Below are 18,145 nucleotides of genomic sequence, written 5' to 3' on the forward strand. Positions count from 1 at the left end.
CGCGGACCGTGTGCTCAGCCGGGCCGCAGCCGGTAGAAGGCGGTCGCGGTGCCGGAGAGGATCGCCCGGGTCTCGCTCGCGGAGCAGTCGGCGAGGAGTTCCTCGACGGTGGCGGCCCAGAGGTTCCAGCCGCCGGCGAGCAGGCAGACCGGCCAGTCGGAGCCGAACATGAGCCGGTACGGGCCGAAGGCGGAGAGCAGCACGTCCCACACCGGCCGGATGTCGGCGACGGTCCACTTCGCGTGGTCGGCCTCGGTGACGAGACCTGACACCTTGCAGCGCACCTGCGGGTGTTTGGCCAGCAGGCGGATCTGTCCTTCCCAGTCGGTCAGGTCGCCGCCGGCGAGGGGTGGCTTCCCCGCGTGGTCGAGGACGATGTCCAGATCGGGGATGGCTTCGGCGAGCCGGATCGCCTGGGGCAGCTGGTGGCTGCGGATCAGGACGTCGTAGCCGAGCCCGTGGTCACGCACGGCGCGCAGCCCGGACTCCACGACGGGGCGCTGCAGCCAGTCGGGGTCCGGCTCCCCCTGCACGATGTGCCGGACGGCTCGCAGGTGGGTGCCGCCGGGACTGGCGCGCAGCCCGTCCAGGATGTCCTTGATGTCAAGGCAGGTCAGATCCACCCACCCTACGACCGCGCCGATCAGCGGATCGGCGTCGGCCAGGGCCAGCAGCTCACGGGTTTCGGGCACGGAGGTCACGCACTGGACGACCACGGTTCGCTCCAGACGACGTCCCACGATCGTCCGGGTGGCGGTCCTGCGCAGGTTGCCGGTGTCGAAGGAGCGGCGGATCGGTTCGTGCCCCGGGTCGTCCAGCCAGGGCTGACGGCGTCGGTCGAGGTTCCACACGTGGTGGTGGGCGTCGACGAGACCGGGGCGCGCGGTGTCAGACACGGGCCAGCCAGACGGGTCCGTCGGGGTAGGTGTACTCCTTGAGGGAGTCCGGGTGCATCTGTGCGCTCAGGCCCGGGAGGGTGGGCGCCAGGTAGTGGCCGTCGGCGATGCGCACGGGGTCGACGAAGTGCTCGTGCAGGTGGTCGACGTACTCGATGACCCGGTCCTCGGTGGTGCCGGAGACGGCGACGTAGTCGAACATCGACAGGTGCTGCACCATCTCGCACAGGCCGACCCCGCCGGCGTGCGGGCAGACCGGCACCCCGAACTTCGCGGCGAGCAACAGAATCGCGATGTTCTCGTTGACACCGCCGACCCGGGCGGAGTCGATCTGCACGATGTCCACCGCGCCGGCCTGCAACAGTTGCTTGAAGACGACCCGGTTGGCCACGTGTTCCCCGGTGGCGACCTTGATGGGCGTGACGGCGTCGCGGACGGCGGCGTGGCCGAGGATGTCGTCGGGGGAGGTGGGCTCCTCGATCCAGTACGGGTCGTAGGGAGCCAGGGCACGCATCCAGTCGATCGCGGGCTGGACGTCCCATCTCTGGTTGGCGTCCACGGCCACCCGGATGTCCGGGCCGACCGCCGCACGGGCGGTGCGCATGCGCCGTACGTCGTCCTCCAGCGAGGCGCCGACCTTCAGCTTGATCTGGGTGAAGCCGTCCGCGACGGCCTCCCGGGCGAGGCGGGCCAGCTTCTCGTCCGAGTAGCCGAGCCAGCCCGGAGTGGTGGTGTAGGCGGGGTAACCGCGCTCCAGCAGACGGGCGATGCGCTCCTCGCGGCCCGGCTCGGCGCGTTCGAGGATCTCCAGCGCCTCGTCCGGGGTCAGGGCGTCGCTCAGCCAACGGAAGTCGACCTGGGCCACGAGCTCCTCGGGCGACATCTCGGCCAGGAAGCGCCAGACGGGCTTGCCCGCGCGCTTGGCGGCCAGGTCCCAGGCGGCGTTGACGACGGCGCCGGTCGCCATGTGGATGGCCCCCTTCTCCGGGCCCAGCCAGCGCAGTTGCGGGTCGTGGACGAGCGAGCGGGAGAAGGCTCCGAGATCGCCGCAGACCTCCTCGACGGACAGGCCGACCACGTGCGGGGCGAGCGTCGAGATGGCGGCGGCCTGCGCGTCGTTGCCCCGCCCGGTGGTGAAGGCCAGGGCGTGGCCCTCCAGCCCGTCGCCGGCGTCGGTGCGCAGGACGACGTAGGCCGCCGAGTAGTCGGGCTCGGGGTTCATGGCATCCGAACCGTCCAGGTGCTCGGACGTCGGGAAACGGACGTCCAGGACGTCCAGGGCCGTGATGCGGGGTGATGAGGGTGCGGCGGACGACATGACAGCAACTCCTGTGAACGGGCGGGCGGGAACGAAGGCCGCCTGCGGGACGAGCGGCGGCGTCGGGGACGCTGCGCCAACCAGTCGATGTGACAGTAAATCGAGAAACATCCTACGTCTAGAGGCGTAAGGCGGGAGATGTGGCCAATCCATCTCCCGATTTCACCGCTATAGATGGGATGTATAGGAAGGGCATCTGCCCGCAGCACGTCTGCGCCTCGGGGAACTCACAGCTGCCACACCACGGGGAGCGAGGCGTCGGCGCCGTCCGCCGAGTAGTCGTGCGCGACGGCCAGGAGTTCCCCCATCCGTGCCTGCCAGGCGATATTGACCGGCAGCTCCTCCAACTCGGCGATCATCGCCCCGTAGTCGGGAACCTCCAGCACGTGGAAGAGGTCCGTGCCGCTGCGCCAGATCGTCCACTCGCTCACCCCCGCGGCCCGGATGGCGTCGGTCAGTTCCTCGGGGACCTCGCGGTGGGCGGCCTCGTACTCCTCGACGCGGTCGGCGCGCACCTTGGTGTGCAGGGCGATTCTCATGGCGGTCCTACCTTTCAGGAGTAGGTGCGAACGGGAAGGGTCATGCGTAGGACCGGTGGGCCCAGGGGGTGCGGGCCAGGACGTCAGGTCCCGGCCGCCGGACGCACCCGAAGCCCCTGCATGCCGCCGTCGACGGCGAGTGAGGTGCCGGTCACGGAGGCGGCGGCCGGGCTCGCCAGGTACACGATGGCCGCCGCCACCTCGTCCGGTGTCACCAGCCGGCCCATGGGCTGCCGGGCGTTGAGGGCGGTCCGCTCGGCGTCCGGGTCGTCGGCGGCGGCCAGCAGACGGCCGACCCAGGGTGTGTCGGCCGTGCCCGGGTTGACGCAGTTCACCCGGACGCCTTCCCGGACATGGTCGGCTGCCATGGCCAGCGTCAGGGAGAGCACGGCCCCTTTGCTGGCGCAGTAGGCGGCGCGCCGCGGTAGACCGGCCGTTGCTCCGATCGAGCAGGTGTTCACCACGGCCGCGTGCGACGAGCGACGAAGATGCGGGAGCGCGGCGCGCGTGGTGCGGACGATCCCGAGGACGTTGACGTCCAGGACGCGTTGCCATGCCTCGTCGGAGGTGTCCTCGATGGTGCCGACGGCTCCGACGCCCGCGTTGTTGACGAGGATGTCGATGCCGCCGAGATCCCGGGCGGCCGCCGTGACGGCCGCCCGCACCGAGGTGTCGGCGGTGACGTCGGCGGTGACACCGAGCAGCGGCCGCGGCACAGCGGACGGGTCAAGGTCGAGGACGGCGACGTCCGCGCCCTCCGCGCTCAGCATCCGGGCCGTCGCCAGCCCGATGCCGGACGCGCCGCCCGTGACCACGGCTTTCAGACCTGTCAACGCGCTCATACCGCGTCCTCCACTCCGGCGAGGTCAGCAGCCCGGAACGCGCCGTCGGGACAACGGAGAGAGCCGACGGATCCGGCGTGCACTGTGGCGGAGAAGCCGGGGGTGAGCGGCGCGGCGTAGTGGCCGTCGCGGATCTCGACGGGCGCGGCGAAGTGTTCGTGGAGATGATCGACGTACTCGATGACCCGGTCGTCGGTGGTGCCCGACAGCGCCAGGTGGTCGGACATCGACAGGTGGGTGTCGACCGCGGTGATCCGGTGTGCGTCTGCAGTCACGGGGGCTGCCTTTCAGGCTTGCGCGAAGGTCTGGCGCTGTCCGCCCAGTCCGTCGATGGAGAGTTCGACCGTGTCGCCGGGCCGCAGGAACGGCGTCCTCGGAAGGCCCAGGGCGACGCCCGCGGGGGTTCCGGTGTTGATCACGTCGCCCGGTTCCAGGACCATGTACTGACTCAGGTAGGCGACGATCCGCGCCACCGAGAAGATCATGTCCTTCGTGTGGCCCTGCTGCCGCTTCACACCGTTGACGCTCAGGTGCAGCCCGAGGCCCTGCGGGTCCGCGACCTCGTCGGCGGTGACCAGCCACGGGCCGAGCGGGTTGAAGGTCTCGCAGGACTTGCCGAGGTCCCACTGGGACGAGAAGTCGAGCTGGAACTCGCGTTCGGAGACGTCGTGGCTGATCGCGTAGCCGGCGATGACGTCCGCGGCCTCCTCGGGGCCGGTCAGGTAGCGCGCCCGCCGGCCGATGACGACGGCGAGTTCCACCTCCCAGTCGGTCCTGGTCGAGCCACGGGGGATGAGGACGTCGTCGTACGGGCCGACGACGGTGCCGGGGTCCTTCATGAAGACCACTGGCCGGGACGGAATGGCCGCCCCGGTCTCGGCGGCGTGGTCGAGGTAGTTCAGGCCGATGCAGACGACCTTGCCGGGGCGGGCCACGGGGGCTCCCACCCTGAGGCCGTCGGCGTCGATCTCCGCGAGCGCGCCGACCGCGAGCCCGCCCCGGAGCCGGTCGAGGCCGCCGGAGGCCAGAAAGGCGCCATCGAAGTCCGTGGTGATCGGGGACGCGTCGAGGAACCGGCCGTCATCAGTACGGACGACCGGCGCCTCTCGCCCACGGGCGCCGAGTCGGAGGAGTTTCAACGGGAGCAGCTCCCTCGTGAGGTGGTGCGGATGCGGTACAGGGCACGGCGATCCATATACATCGGATGACTGGCGCCCCAGGTGACTGTAGGCATCCGGCAGGACGACTGGCAATTCAGTGATGGGATGTTTTTTGACTGCGCCCTTCGGCGTGATGTCCCAATAGCGGTGAAAGTACCGGATAGCAAGGCCTATCGAGAGGGAGGAACACCAACTCATTTCACCCTTGCCATAGGAGGACTTCAGCGTCTTTCGTCAGGGGCGTTGCCAAATCGTAAGGCGCTGCCGCCGGGGTCCCGTCGATCCATGATCCACATAAACGCGCAGGTCAGATAGGAGTTGCGGCTCTGTGGACGTCCGCCGTGGGCGTGCGTGCGGCGTTCCGCGACCCGGTGTCCCATGAATCAGTACTTAAGGAGGCTTGTCATCGTCGGCAACGTCGCCGTAACGTCCTCCCCGCTCGGGATACATGGGAGCAATCCGCATCGTCGGGTACCTCGGCTCACCCATGACACCGTTCCGGCACCCGCACGGCGTTCCGCCCGGAAGGCGAGGGCCGTCTCCCATCACCGCCCACCCCTCCCCCGGCCCGCACTCCGGCCAAGAAGAGAGATCCAGGCCATGAAGCTTCTTCGCGCTCGTCCCACCATCACCGCCGCGTCCGCCGTTCTCGCGGTGCTGGCTCTCGCCACCACCGCCTGCAACCGGGAGAGCGACGCCTCCACGTCGGCGGAGGGTGGCGGCAAGGCCGCCATCGGCATCGACCTGCCCCGGTCGGACACCGACTTCTGGAACTCCTACGCCGAGTACCTGAAGAAGGACATCGAGACCGAAGGGGCCAACGCGCTGCCGATCAGCAACTCGCAGAACGACGTCACCAAGCTCGTGTCCAACGTGCAGGTGTTCGAGAACACCGGTGCCAAGGCGATCGTCATGGCACCCCAGGACACCGGTGCCATCGCCTCCACCCTCGACACCCTCGCGTCGAAGAAGATCCCCGTGATCAGCGTCGACACCAGACCCGACAAGGGCGACGTCTACATGGTCGTCCGCGCCGACAACCGTGCCTACGGCACGAAGGCCTGTGAGTACCTCGGCAAGCAGCTCGGCGGCAAGGGGAAGGTTGCCGAGTTCCAGGGAGCCCTCGACTCGATCAACGGCCGTGACCGCTCCGAGGCCTTCGCCGAGTGCATGAAGAAGAAGTTCCCGAAGATCAAGGTGTTCGAGCTGCCCACCGACTGGAAGGGCGACGTGGCCTCCGCCAAGCTGCAGAGCCTGCTCGCCCAGCACCCTGACCTGAACGGCATCTACATGCAGGCCGGCGGCGCCTTCCTACAGCCCACTCTGGCTCTGCTGGAGCAGAAGGGCCTGCTCAAGCCGGCCGGTCAGAAGGGGCACATCACGATCGTCTCCAACGACGGCATCCCGCAGGAGTTCGACGCCATCCGCAAGGGCCACATCGACGCCACCGTCTCCCAGCCGGCCGACCTCTACGCCAAGTACGCCCTCTACTACGCGCAAGCCGCCGCCGAGGGAAAGACCTTCAAGCCCGGTCCCACCGACCACGACTCGACGATCATCAAGCTCCCCAACGGCCTGGAGGACCAGCTGGCGGCGCCACTGGTGACCAAGGACAACGTGGACGACAAGACCCTCTGGGGCAACAACGTCGGAAAGTGACCGACCGATCGCAAGACGCGCGGCGCACGGAGGCGGCCCCGTCTCCCCGCCGCGCGCTCTCTCTCCGCACCGAAGGACGGTACTCACCATGGCGGACACCGCGGCCGCCCCGGCGAACAGCGCCGGAGGCAGGGCCCCTGTGGCCGAGGCGACCGGCGTCTCCAAACGATTCGGCGCGACCGTGGCGCTGCGCGACGCTCACATCACGATCGCCGCGGGCGAGTCGCACGCCCTGGTCGGACGCAACGGCGCCGGCAAGTCCACTCTCGTCTCGATCCTGACCGGGCTGCAGCAGCCCGACACCGGAACGCTCAGGTTCTCCGGGCAAGCGGCTCCCGCGTTCGGTGACACCGACGCCTGGCGTTCCCGGGTCGCCTGTGTCTATCAGCGGTCCACCATCATCGGCGGGCTCACTGTCGCCGAGAACCTCTTTCTGAACCGGCAGAGCCCCGCGGCCCTGACCCCCATTCGCTGGAAAGGTCTGCGCCGCAGGGCGGAGGAACTGCTCGGTGAGTACGGCGTGGACGTCGACGCCGCGGCCGCCGCGAAGGACCTGACCGTCGAGCAGCGACAGTTCGTCGAGATCGCGCGGGCGCTGTCATTCGGCGCGCGCTTCATCATCCTGGACGAGCCGACCGCCAAGCTCGACGCGCGCGGCATCGGCAGACTCTTCGACAAGCTGCGTGACCTCCAGAGCCAGGGCGTCGCCTTCCTCTTTATCTCGCACCACTTGCAGGAGGTCTACGACCTCTGCGGCACCGTCACCGTCTACCGTGACGCCACCCACATCGTCACCGCGCCCGTCGCCCAGCTCGGCCGCCAGGCCCTGGTCGAGGCCATGACCGGCGAGTCCGCGACGGTCACACCCGTCTCCGGCCCAGGCCGGGCCGTCGCGACCGGCACGGGCGAGGAGTTGCTGGCCGTGGACGCGCTCACCCTGCCGGGCGCCATCGAGAACCTCTCCTTGTCGGTCCGCTCGGGCGAGGTCGTCGGACTGGCGGGCGCCACCGCCAGCGGCAACGTGCAGGTCGGCGAGACACTCGCCGGCCTGCACCGCGCGGACAGCGGCACCGTCAAGGTCGCCGGACGCCCTCTGCGCACCGGCGACATTCCCGCCGCGCTCGCCGCGGGCGTCGGCTTCGTGCCGGAGGACCGGCACCTCCAGGGGCTGGTGGCCGACCGCAGCGTCGCCGAGAACGCGACGCTCACGGTCACCGACCAGCTGGGGCCTTACGGGACCGTCCTTCCCGCTCGCACGCGGACCTTCGCCGGACGCATGATCCGCAGGCTCGACATCAAGACACCCGGAGCTGGCATTCCGGTCGCCGCCCTCTCGGGTGGCAACCAGCAGAAGGTCGTCATCGCCCGCGCGCTGGCCACGGACCCTCATGTACTGGTCGCGATCCGTCCCACGAACGGTGTCGACGTCAAGTCCAAGGAGTTCCTGCTCGGCACGATCCGGCAGGTCGCCAACACAGGCAAGGCCGCCTTGATCGTCTCCGACGAACTCGACGACCTCAAGGTGTGCGACCGCGTCGTCGTCATGTTCCACGGACGAGCAGTAGCGGAGTTCGACCGAGGCTGGAGCGACCGCGACGTGGTCGCCGCCATGGAAGGTGTCGCTCAGTCGTCGCCGTCATCCCGCACCGAACAGACAGAACAGCACGGAAGGTAGTCATGTCCGCCACCACAGACGTCGCAGAACCCCACGTGACCACGGCGGAGGCACCGGCCGGCACAGCCCGTCGCGGCCTCGACCTGGGCCGCTTCCGTGACCTGTCGCTGATCCCGGCCATCTTCGTCCTCGGCGTGATCGGCTTCATCGTCTCGCCGGCCTTCCTCACCGCCGACAACCTCATAGGGGTGGCACAGCAGTCCACCGAGCTGAGCCTGCTGGTCCTGGCCACCGCGCTGATCCTGATCTGCGGCCGGATGGACCTCTCCCTGGAGTCCACGATCGGCGTGGCCCCCGTCATCGCCGTATGGCTCGTCCTGCCCACCAGCGGCGCCCGATTCACCGGCCTCGGTATCTTCCCCGAGTGGATGGCGGTCCCGCTCTGCCTCCTGGTCGGCGTGGTGATCGGCGCCGTCAACGGCTTCCTGATTCTGAAGCTGCGTCTCAACGGCTTCATTGTCACCCTCGGCATGCTGACCATGCTGCGTGGCCTCCAAGTCGCGCTCTCCGAAGGCCAGTCCATCATCGAGCTGCCCTCCTCCTTCACTTACCTGGGCAAGGCGTCCTGGCTGGGCGTGCCCGCCGCCATCTGGGTCTGCACGGTGCTCTTCGCGATCGGCTGCAGTGCGCTGGCCTGGCTGCGGCACGGCCGGGCGCTGTACGCGATCGGCGGCAACGCGGAGGCGGCCCGAACCGCCGGCGTCCGCGTAGACCGGATCGTGTGGATCGTCCTCATCCTCGGCAGCGTGCTCGCCGCGTTCGCCGGCATCCTCTACAGCGGCCACTACGGCTCCATCTCCGCCACCCAGGGCAGCGGCTGGATCTTCCAGGTCTTCGCCGCGACCGTCATCGGCGGGGTCAGCCTCAACGGCGGGAAGGGCTCCATCTTCGGCGCCCTGACCGGTGTGCTCACCCTGCAGCTCGTCGTCAACGTCATGACGCTGGCGGGCGTACCGCCCCTGTGGAACCAGTTCCTCAACGGCGCCATCATCATCGTCGCCCTGATCATCTCCCGCTTCGCCTCCGGCGAGAAGCAGGAGTAGCCGGGCAGAGAGGCGACTTCCGTGTCCCTGACGGACGAGGCCATCGAAAAGATCAAGACGATGATCCTCAACGGCGAACTCGCCCCGGGCTCCCGCCTGCCGACCGAGGAGGACCTCGCAGAGCAGTTCGGTCTCTCGCGCGGAACCCTTCGTGAGGCGGTCCGAGCCCTGACCGCCATGCGGATCCTCGTCGTCCGCCGGGGCTCCGGAATGTACGTCTCCAGTCTCGAGCCCCATCTTCTGCTGGAGAACCTGTCCTTCGCCGCGGACGTCTCCCAGGGCCGTACCGCGCTGCAACTGCTCCAGGTTCGCCGGATGCTGGAGCCGGCGGCCACCGGAGCCGCGGCCACGATGCTCGGCGCCAAGGACCTCAGGGCACTGAGGAGAATCCTGGACCGCGGCCGCGCCGCCACCACGGTCGAGGAGTTCGTGGTCCACGACACGGCCTTCCACCTCCGCATCGTCGAAGCGGTCGGCAACCCCGTGCTGTCGACGCTGCTCCAGGCGCTGTCCAGCCGGACCCAGCGGGTTCGGATCCTGCGCGGCAGCCATGTCGAACGCTCCCTGGACAGCGCCCACCAGGACCACGAGGAGATCCTGCGCGCGCTCGAGGCCCGCGACGCCCTCCTCGCCGCATCGGCAGCCGCCGTCCACATCTGCGCGGTCGAACGGTGGCTGACACAGGGCCTCATCGAAGCCGACCGGCGACCGGCGGTCACCGGCTGACAGGCCTCGAATCGATACCTGCCACCCCCGATCCCACACCCGCGCCGGAGCCCCGCTCCCGCGCTGCTCACTGTCAACCATCGGAACACTTCAGTGGCCTTGGAGGTCTCTCAATGTCGAGAGCGATCAACAGACGACAGTTTTTGGCCGGTTCCACGGCCATAGCGGCGGCCGCGGTCGCCGGCGGTCTCTTCGGTGCGGGCCCCGCCCTGGCCGCCGGTCCGGCCACCTACACCCCCACGTGGGACTCGGTCAACCAGCACCCGGCGGCGCCCGAGTGGTTCCGGGACGCCAAGTTCGGCATCTACTTCCACTGGGGTGTCTTCAGCGTCCCCGCCTACGACAGCGAGTGGTATCCGCGGAACATGTACTTCGGCGGCAGCAAGGTGAACCAGCACCACGTCGCCACGTATGGCGACCCCTCGGTGTGGCCCTACCACAACTTCATCAACGGAGCGAACGACAAGGCGGGCAACTTCACCGAGTTCGCGCCCAAGTTGAAGTCGGCCGGCGGCAACTTCGACCCCGACGAGTGGGCGCAGCTGTTCGTGGACGCCGGTGCCAAGTTCGCCGGTCCGGTCGCCGAGCACCACGACGGCTACTCGATGTGGGACAGCCAGGTCAACGAGTGGAACTCGGTCGACAAGGGCCCGCACCTGAACCTGCTGCAGCTCATCAGCAGCGCCATCCGCGCCAAGAACCTCAAGCTGCTGGTGTCGATGCACCACGCGTACAACTACCTCGGCTACTTCCAGGGCGTACCGGCACAGTCGGACCCGAGCCTGAAGAAGCTCTACGGGCAGCTGAGCAAGGCTCAGGAGGACCAGCTCTGGTACGACAAGCTCAAGGAGATCATCGACCTGTCCGAACCGGACATCATCTACCAGGACGTCCACCTGGACAAGGTCGGCGAGACCCAGCTGCTGAACTTCCTGTCCTACTACTACAACCAGGCCAACTCCTGGAACAGGGAGGTCGTCGCCACGTACAAGGACGGCTTCAACAGCCACGGTGAGGTCTTCGACTACGAGCGCGGGGGCCCCGCGGACCTCACCTCGCCCTACTGGCTCACCGACGACAGCGTCTCCAGCACCAGCTGGTGCTACACGGAGGGCATCGGCTACTACACGGCACAGCTGCTGCTGCACGCGATGATCGACCGGGTCAGCAAGAACGGAACCGTCCTGCTCAACATCGCTCCGAAGGCCGACGGCACCATCCCCCAGGGCCAGCGGGACATCCTGCTCGGCATCGGCGACTACCTGAAGCGCTTCGGAGAGTCCGTCTACTCGACCCGGGCCTGGACCTCCTACGGCGAGGGACCGACGAAGATGGGCGGCGGCACGTTCATGAACCCGAACGCCGGCACCGCCCAGGACATCCGCTTCACCCGCAACAAGGCGAACAACACGCTGTATGCCACGGTCCTCGGCTGGCCCGGCAACTCGCTGACCATCAAGACGCTCAGCTCCAGCCGCATCAACCTCGGCTCGCTGACCTCGGTCCAGTTGCTGGACAACACGGCCGGCACCTACGTCAACCTCCCCAACCGCACCCAGGACGGGTCCGGGCTGAAGGTGACCCTGCCCTCCTCGGCACCGTTCTCCGCCCCGATGTACGTACTGAAGCTGACCTTCGCCGGCCAGATCCCGGTCCTGCAGCCCGTCGACGGCGCCCTGGTCTTCACGGACGTGAACTACGCCGGTACCTCCACCGCGCTCGGCCTGGGCGAGTACACCGCCGAGCAGCTCGGCCTGCACGGGGTGCCCGCGCAGAGCATCTCCTCGCTGAAGCTCGCCCCGGGCCAGCAGATCGTCGCCTACTCCGGCGACAACTTCACCGGCACTCAGTGGACCTTCACCGCCGACAACTCCGACCTGAGGTCCACCGGCCAGAACGACCAGATCACCTCGCTGAAGGTGCAGTTCAACCCGTCCGCCTACCTCAGGATCACCAACCTCACCAGCGGCCTGGTCCTGGACAGCGGCGGCAACGTCGCCGGCGGTTCCGACCTCAAGCAGTGGACCTGGTTCAACCACGCCAATCTGCAGTGGCAGGCGGTGGCGGTCGGAGGCGGCTTCTACAAGCTGGTCAACCGGGCCAACGGCATGGTCGCCGACAGCTGGGGCGCCACCGGCAACGGCGCCCCCTGCAGGCAGCTGGAGTGGAACGGCCACACCAACCAGCAGTGGAAGATCACCCACCGCGGCGGCGGCCAGTACAACATCGTCAACCGCACCACCGGCAAGCTCCTGGACAGCGGCGGCAACGTTCCCGAGGGCTCCGTCACCAAGCAGTGGGACTGGGGCAACAGCACCAACCTGCAGTGGACCATCAGCCCCGTCTGATCCGTTCCCCGAAGCCCATGGCCCGGTGCGGTGCTGCCCCCCGGCCCGCACCGGGCCATGTGAACAGGCAAGGCCCCTCGGTACAGCCATGCACCGAGGGCAGACGACCTGACCTCCAACTGAAAAGGGACGCTTTCATGCAGATGAGACAACCGTTCCGCAAACTGAGCGCGCAGGCCGCCGCTCTGGCGCTCGCCGTCACGTGCGGAGTGGCGGTATTGGCCCCGGCTTCGGCGTCGGCCGCGAGCGACACGATCGGTGTGACGCTGACGACGTCGGACCTGAGCCAGGCCCTGACGCCGCAGCCGAGCATCGCACTTGGTCCGGTGTCCTCGGGGACGGTGAACCTGAAGGTCGACAACACGCAGAGCTTCCAGACCATCGACGGGTTCGGTGCCTCGTTCACCGACACCTCGGCCTACCTCCTGCAGAACAAGCTTGACGCCACCACGCGTGACCGGGTGATGCGGGATCTGTTCACGCGTGGGTCCGGTATCGGTCTGTCGCTGATGCGGACGCCGATGGGCTCCTCGGACTACACCGCGACCCCCGCGAACAACCCGGGCACCTACTCCTACGACGACAACAACGGCCAGCCCGACCCCACGCTGGCCAACTTCTCCACCGCGCACGACGACGCCTACATCATCCCGACCATCAAGCAGGCCCAGGCGCTCAACCCGCAGATGAAGCTGTTCGCCAACACCTGGAGCCCGCCGGCGTGGATGAAGACCACGAACACGATGCTGGGGGCGGGCAACGGCACGCTGAAGGCCGACATGTACGGCCCGTTGGCGCAGTACTACGTGAAGTTCCTGCAGGAGTACAAGGCCAAGGGGGTCAAGGTCTGGGGCGTCACGCCGCAGAACGAGCCGACGATCTCCCCGTCGACGTACTCGGCGATGCTGTGGCCCGCCGCCGACGAGGCCCGCTGGATCGCCGATCACCTCGCCCCGGCGCTGCAGCAGGCCGGGCTGGCCGACACCAAGATCCTGGGCGCGGACGCGGACCAGGTGAACGTCTCCTACGCCGACACGTTGATGGCCAACCAGGCCGCCCGTGACGCGATCTACGGCACCGCGTGGCACTGCTATCGCAACAACCTGCGGAACATGACCACGATCCACAACTCCTACCCGGCCAAGAAGCTCTACGAGACCGAGTGCTCCACCGGCCCGGGTATCGCGCCGATGAACGCCGCCCAGCTCGCCCTGGAGTCCACCTTCAACTGGGCCAACGGCGTGCTCCTGTGGAACCTGGCCCTGGACACGAACGGCGGCCCGAAGATGGGCGTCGGCTGCGAGAAGTGCACCGGTCTGGTCACCATCGACCAGGCGACCGGCAAGGCCACCTACACCGACAACTACTACCAGCTGGGCCAGTTCTCGAAGTTCGTCGTCCCCGGCGCGAAGCGCATCGGCTACAGCGACGGCGGCAACGTCTGGGCCCAGGCCTACCAGAACCCCGACGGAGGCGAGGTACTGGTCGCGCACAACAACAACTCCAGCAGTACCGCCTTCACCGTCACCTGGAACAACGCCGGATCCTTCCAGTACACCCTGCCCGCCGGCGCCACGGTGACCTTCACCCGGGGTGCGCAGACCGCCGCCGCCCAGATCGTCGGCCAGGGCTCGAACCGGTGCCTGGACGACACGGGCAACCCCGCCAACGGTGTCCAGCAGTACATCTGGGACTGCACGCCCGGGAACGCCAACCAGGCCTACGCCTACTCGGCCAACCGTGAACTGCAGATCGCGGGCAAGTGCCTCGGCGCGAACGGGAACGGCACCACCAACGGCACGAAGGTCATCACCTGGGACTGCAACGGCGGCTCCAGCCAGAAATGGACGTTCCACGGGGACGGCAGCGTCACCAACGACCTGTCCGGACTCTGCCTCGACGTGACAGGCAAGGCAACGGCGAACGGTTCCAGGGTCCATCTGTGGAGCTGCACCGGCGCATCCAACCAGAAGTGGTCGCTCTCCAGCGGAGGCTGACGGACGAGCGGCGTCTGGCCGGTCTGCGGGTACGCCCGCGGACCGGCCGGACGCCGCGTCATGCTCCGCCGCAGGCCCGTCAGAACGGGAAGTCGCGGGGTTTCCCGCGCAGGGTGATCCAGCGGAGTTCGGTGAATTCCTCGGCCGCGAAGCCCGTGCCGAAGCGGCCCCAGCCGCTCTCCTTCACACCATCGAAGGGCATGCTGGGCTCGTCGGTGACGGGTTGGTCGTTGACGTGCACTATCCCCGCCTCGAGACGGCGGGCGATGTCCAGTCCAAAAACATCACCAATCAACCGACCCGCCCCTTGACGAAAGAGATAGGGGCATCCCCCAGCCCGGGCGTCCACTGCGGCACCAGCCGCACCTCGACCGGCGCTCCTGCCCCCGCCCCGCCCGCGTCCGTTTCCGCCCCGGCATCCGTCACCGTCTCATCACCGGACCGGATCTCGGTCATCGTCTCCCGCGTGATCATCAGCCGGGACAACCCTCATCCCGTCCGGCAAGACGCCCGGTCAACTCCTCAATCTGTGCCCGCAGTTCGGCGATCCCTCCCGTGGTGCAGCCTCCCGCCGACCGAGCGCCTCCAACCACGACACCATCGCCGCCTCCCACCGCGTAGTGAGACTCGACGATCCACCCTCCGACCACGAACGGCAACGGCGCACAGCATCATCAGCTCACTGCAGAAGAGCCGCGCCCGTTTCGATTAACGCCCACTGCGGGTCGGACAAGTCGGTTGCGTACGGCTTCCGTTCCGTGCCCGCGGACTCCATCATGCGCATGACATGAAGCAGGGAGGGACCGCCCCATCACCCACGAATGGGCGACACCACATCATCAGGAGCGGGACTTACGCCCCCTGAGGCTTCCCTGGTAGTCGCGCTACTAGAAGCGAGCGCATCTTTCAGCCGATATGGCGCGGATCATATGCTCCGCCGCATCTCCTCGCCGCGCCTTGCACGGCGTTGATCCACAGACCTCCACCCTGATCGATGAGGATCAGCTATGACGACTGAGTCTCTCGCATCCGGCATGGACGCGACAAAGATCGGCGCTCGGTTTGACCGGATACCCGTGGTCACTCGCAAACACTGGGTCATCCTCTGGATGCTCGGAGCACTGGGGATCTTCGATGCCTTCGACCTGGCCGCGTTCGGCTACACGGCTCCGGCCATCCGCCAGGACCTGGGCCTGTCACTGGGGCAGGTGGGCTGGGTCGCCTCCTCGGTCTACATCGGCAGCTTCCTCGGCGCACTCGTCGGGGGCCGGCTGGCCGACAGGCACGGACGGCGGCCCGTGCTGTTCGTATCGGCCGTGATCTATTCGCTCGGGTCTTTCGCCACCGTCTTCGCAACCAGCCTCGAGACGCTCATCGCCTGTCGCGTGGTGACCGGTCTCGGAGCTCAGGCGCTGACGCTCGTGTCGTTCCTCTATCTCAGCGAGATGTTCCCGGCCAGGCTCCGCGGCCGCTTCGCTGCTCTCCTGCTGGGAATCTCGGTCCTGGGCGCACCGCTGGCCGCAGTCCTGACCTGGACCATCGTGCCCCACGGGGAGTCCCACTGGCGTTGGATCTACGGCATCGGCGCCCTCGGACTGCTCATCGCCGTGACTGTGCGCCGGCTACCCGAGTCGGTCCGCTGGCAGATTCGCCGGGGAGAGCTCGGTGTGGCCGCCGGAACCGTGGTCGCCTTTGAGGACGAGGCACTCGCCAAGACCGGCAAGCCGCTACCCGAGCCGGTCGAGCTGCCCCGCGGCGGGCCCGAGCCCGCCACGTCGGTGAGGGAGCTGCTCTCAGGCAAGAACCTCGAGCGCATGGCCGTACTCACCATCTCCATGATCATGTTCGCCTACGTCATCTACGGCTTCAACACCTGGCTGACCACCTTGCTGGTCGAGCGCGGATACTCCCAACAGCAGGCACTGACCGCCGCCGTGATCATCTCACTGGCGGGTTTCCTTGGATCGGTGTCCGCGGTCGCCTTTGCCGACCGGATCGAGCGCAAGAAGCTGGTCCTCGCCGTCATGGTCGTCGTCGCCCCGTTGCTCCTGGTGTTCGGGCTCGTCGACAGCCTGGTCGTGACCGTGATCACCGGCTCCGTGCTCTCCGGCAGCCTCCAGATCGCCCTGGCAACGATGTACGCGTACTCCCCTGAGATCTTCCCGACCCACCTACGCGGGCTGGGGGCCGGAGTGGGCGGCGGTGCGTTCCGGCTCTCCGCTGCCTTCACCAGCATCATCGTCGGCTTCGTCCTGTCCGGGTTCGGCTTCACCACCGTGTTCGTGGTGTTCGCCGCCGTCGCGGTCGCCTTCGGAGCGGTGTTCGCCATGTTCGGCGAGCGCACCAAGGGCCGCACTCTCGAGGACATCACCGCCGACTTGCGGGGCGGCAAGCGGTGAGCACTCCGATCGAAAGGGTCGCGACGACCACGTCCGGCCGAGTACGCGGACTGGCCGTCGACGGCATCGCCTGCTACCGAGGGGTGCCCTACGCCGCCCCGCCGAAGGGGCCACGCCGTTTCGCCCTCGCGGCACCGGCGCCGACCTGGGACGGCGTCCGTGACGCGACCCGCCCCGGGTCGATGGCACCGCAGCACGTCCGCCGCTTCCCCGGCATCGACATGCGGCCGCTCCTGCCGGAGACCGGCTGGACCGGAGACCATGACTACCTGCATGTGAACATCTGGACCCCGCAGCACCACGACGGGGGCCTGCCGGTCATGGTCTACATCCATGGCGGGGCCTTCATCGCGGGAGCCGCTGACTGCCCCGCCTTCGACGGCTCGAGCTTCGCCCGTTCCGGGGTCGTGCTGATGACCGTTTCCTACCGTCTAGGGGCCGAGGGATATTCGGTACTCCCGGACGCGCCGACGAACCTCGGCCTGCGCGACCAGATCGCGGCATTGCAGTGGGTACAGAACAACGCGGGCGCCTTCGGCGGAGATCCCGGAAACGTCACCGTCTTCGGCGAGTCCGCCGGAGCGATGAGCATCGCGACGCTGCTGAACTCGCGGGCGGCGGACGGTCTCTTCCGACGCGCCATCGTGCAGAGCGGCCACGACGAGCTCCCTCGCGATGCCGCGGTCGGTCGCCGGCTGACCGAACGGATCGCCGCCATTTTGAGCGTCCCGGCAACCGCGGCGGCATTCAGGGAGGTGCCGGTGCCGCGGTTGCTCGATGCTCAAGCGACGCTGCTCGCCCAGCCTCTCGACCTGGCTGACAACGGTCGAGATCCCGCCTACGGGGCGGCGGCATACGGGATGACCATCGACAACGACGTCGCGTGCGCATCGCGCGAGCGGCTCACCACGTCGTCCGTGGATCTCCTCGTAGGCACCACGAAGGCGGAGATGAACCTCTACGGATTCTCCAGTGGTGATCTCGACGCTGTGACCGATACCGAAGCCGTCGCCCGACTGGCCGCGTCGCATCCCCACGCTCGACAAGTCCTCGCCGGCTACGGATTGGGCCAGCCCGGGGCCAAACCGGGACGAGCGCTCGTCGACGCCCTCACCGACCTGCTGTTCCGCTCTCCCGCGCGGCGCTTGGCCCTACGTCACGGCGGGCCGACCTACGTCTACGAATTCGAATGGGAGTCCCCGGCCTTCGACGGCCGCCTCGGCGCGTGTCACGGCCTTGATCTGCCCTTTGTCTTCCACACCCTCAAGACAGCACAGGGACCGCAGGGCCTGGTCGGTGGCGAGCCACCGGTCGCGCTCGCCGACGCCATGCACGAGAGCTGGGTCCGCTTCGCACACACCGGGGACCCGGGCTGGGCCCCCTACGGCCCTGGACGCCGCCTGATGCGCTTCGGCGGAGCCTTCGGAGCAGTACCGAGCCGCCTTGGCGAGGACGAGGCGCCGCTCGCTCACACCGCTGCGGTCGGCGGTCGAGCGAGCGACGCGACGGCCGGGTGCGCGATCGGATGACGAGTAGACTCGCG

The 18,145-nt window shown here is 68.2% G+C and carries 14 protein-coding genes and 1 pseudogene; 8 read left to right on the top strand and 7 right to left on the bottom strand.

What is annotated here, in order from left to right; all coding sequences use genetic code 11:
• Nucleotides 1-14: 14 nt before the first annotated feature.
• The 6 genes and pseudogenes from ACZ4UU_RS31850 to ACZ4UU_RS31875 all read right to left on the bottom strand — a co-directional run bounded on the left by ACZ4UU_RS31850 (nucleotide 15) and on the right by ACZ4UU_RS31875 (nucleotide 4,734).
• Nucleotides 15-896 carry an amidohydrolase family protein gene (locus tag ACZ4UU_RS31850; protein ID WP_048580984.1) on the bottom strand — a complete coding sequence of 294 codons (882 nt, stop codon included), beginning with the start codon at nucleotides 894-896 and terminating at the stop codon, nucleotides 15-17.
• Complete coding sequence (locus ACZ4UU_RS31855) at nucleotides 889-2,214, bottom strand: L-fuconate dehydratase (RefSeq protein ID WP_048580985.1); 1,326 nt, start codon at nucleotides 2,212-2,214, stop codon at nucleotides 889-891. Before ACZ4UU_RS31855 ends, ACZ4UU_RS31850 begins: the two co-directional genes overlap by 8 nt.
• A gap of 227 nt (nucleotides 2,215-2,441) precedes the next feature.
• Complete coding sequence (locus ACZ4UU_RS31860; protein WP_048580986.1) at nucleotides 2,442-2,753, bottom strand: L-rhamnose mutarotase; 312 nt, start codon at nucleotides 2,751-2,753, stop codon at nucleotides 2,442-2,444.
• A gap of 83 nt (nucleotides 2,754-2,836) precedes the next feature.
• Nucleotides 2,837-3,595, bottom strand: coding sequence for an SDR family NAD(P)-dependent oxidoreductase (locus ACZ4UU_RS31865; RefSeq protein ID WP_048580987.1), 759 nt, complete (start codon nucleotides 3,593-3,595; stop codon nucleotides 2,837-2,839).
• A pseudogene (locus ACZ4UU_RS31870) lies at nucleotides 3,592-3,831 on the bottom strand (fuconate dehydratase); the annotation flags it as partial. The pseudogene ACZ4UU_RS31870 and the gene ACZ4UU_RS31865, both read right to left, overlap by 4 nt.
• A gap of 51 nt (nucleotides 3,832-3,882) precedes the next feature.
• Entirely contained in the window at nucleotides 3,883-4,734 is an 852-nt protein-coding gene (locus ACZ4UU_RS31875) for a fumarylacetoacetate hydrolase family protein (protein ID WP_048580989.1), read from the bottom strand.
• A gap of 621 nt (nucleotides 4,735-5,355) precedes the next feature.
• Here ACZ4UU_RS31875 and ACZ4UU_RS31880 point away from each other — a divergent pair.
• The 6 genes from ACZ4UU_RS31880 to ACZ4UU_RS31905 all read left to right on the top strand — a co-directional run bounded on the left by ACZ4UU_RS31880 (nucleotide 5,356) and on the right by ACZ4UU_RS31905 (nucleotide 14,203).
• Nucleotides 5,356-6,414 carry a sugar ABC transporter substrate-binding protein gene (locus tag ACZ4UU_RS31880; protein WP_471906856.1) on the top strand — a complete coding sequence of 353 codons (1,059 nt, stop codon included), beginning with the start codon at nucleotides 5,356-5,358 and terminating at the stop codon, nucleotides 6,412-6,414.
• 88 nt (nucleotides 6,415-6,502) lie between these two features.
• Complete coding sequence (locus ACZ4UU_RS31885; protein WP_471906857.1) at nucleotides 6,503-8,089, top strand: sugar ABC transporter ATP-binding protein; 1,587 nt, start codon at nucleotides 6,503-6,505, stop codon at nucleotides 8,087-8,089.
• Between the two features lie 2 nt (nucleotides 8,090-8,091).
• Complete coding sequence (locus tag ACZ4UU_RS31890; protein ID WP_471906858.1) at nucleotides 8,092-9,132, top strand: ABC transporter permease; 1,041 nt, start codon at nucleotides 8,092-8,094, stop codon at nucleotides 9,130-9,132.
• Between the two features lie 21 nt (nucleotides 9,133-9,153).
• The gene (locus tag ACZ4UU_RS31895; RefSeq protein ID WP_048580993.1) at nucleotides 9,154-9,858 is read left to right on the top strand and encodes a FadR/GntR family transcriptional regulator; all 705 of its coding nucleotides are present in this window, start codon (nucleotides 9,154-9,156) and stop codon (nucleotides 9,856-9,858) included.
• A gap of 113 nt (nucleotides 9,859-9,971) precedes the next feature.
• On the top strand, nucleotides 9,972-12,206 hold the full coding sequence (locus ACZ4UU_RS31900) for an alpha-L-fucosidase (RefSeq protein ID WP_471906859.1): 2,235 nt from the start codon (nucleotides 9,972-9,974) through the stop codon (nucleotides 12,204-12,206).
• A gap of 137 nt (nucleotides 12,207-12,343) precedes the next feature.
• The gene (locus tag ACZ4UU_RS31905) at nucleotides 12,344-14,203 is read left to right on the top strand and encodes a ricin-type beta-trefoil lectin domain protein (RefSeq protein WP_471906860.1); all 1,860 of its coding nucleotides are present in this window, start codon (nucleotides 12,344-12,346) and stop codon (nucleotides 14,201-14,203) included.
• A 79-nt stretch (nucleotides 14,204-14,282) separates the two neighbouring features.
• On the opposite strand, the gene ACZ4UU_RS31910 is transcribed toward ACZ4UU_RS31905, so the two are convergent.
• Nucleotides 14,283-14,552 carry an aldehyde dehydrogenase family protein gene (locus tag ACZ4UU_RS31910; RefSeq protein ID WP_107083675.1) on the bottom strand — a complete coding sequence of 90 codons (270 nt, stop codon included), beginning with the start codon at nucleotides 14,550-14,552 and terminating at the stop codon, nucleotides 14,283-14,285.
• A gap of 658 nt (nucleotides 14,553-15,210) precedes the next feature.
• Between ACZ4UU_RS31910 and ACZ4UU_RS31915 the strand changes: the two genes are divergently transcribed.
• Both ACZ4UU_RS31915 and ACZ4UU_RS31920 read left to right on the top strand, forming a co-directional pair.
• Nucleotides 15,211-16,602, top strand: a complete 1,392-nt coding sequence (locus ACZ4UU_RS31915) for an MFS transporter (protein WP_471906861.1) — start codon at nucleotides 15,211-15,213, stop codon at nucleotides 16,600-16,602.
• The gene (locus tag ACZ4UU_RS31920) at nucleotides 16,599-18,131 is read left to right on the top strand and encodes a carboxylesterase/lipase family protein (RefSeq protein ID WP_471906862.1); all 1,533 of its coding nucleotides are present in this window, start codon (nucleotides 16,599-16,601) and stop codon (nucleotides 18,129-18,131) included. Before ACZ4UU_RS31915 ends, ACZ4UU_RS31920 begins: the two co-directional genes overlap by 4 nt.
• Nucleotides 18,132-18,145: the final 14 nt, after the last annotated feature.

Source organism: Streptomyces sp. NPDC028907, from assembly GCF_055564995.1.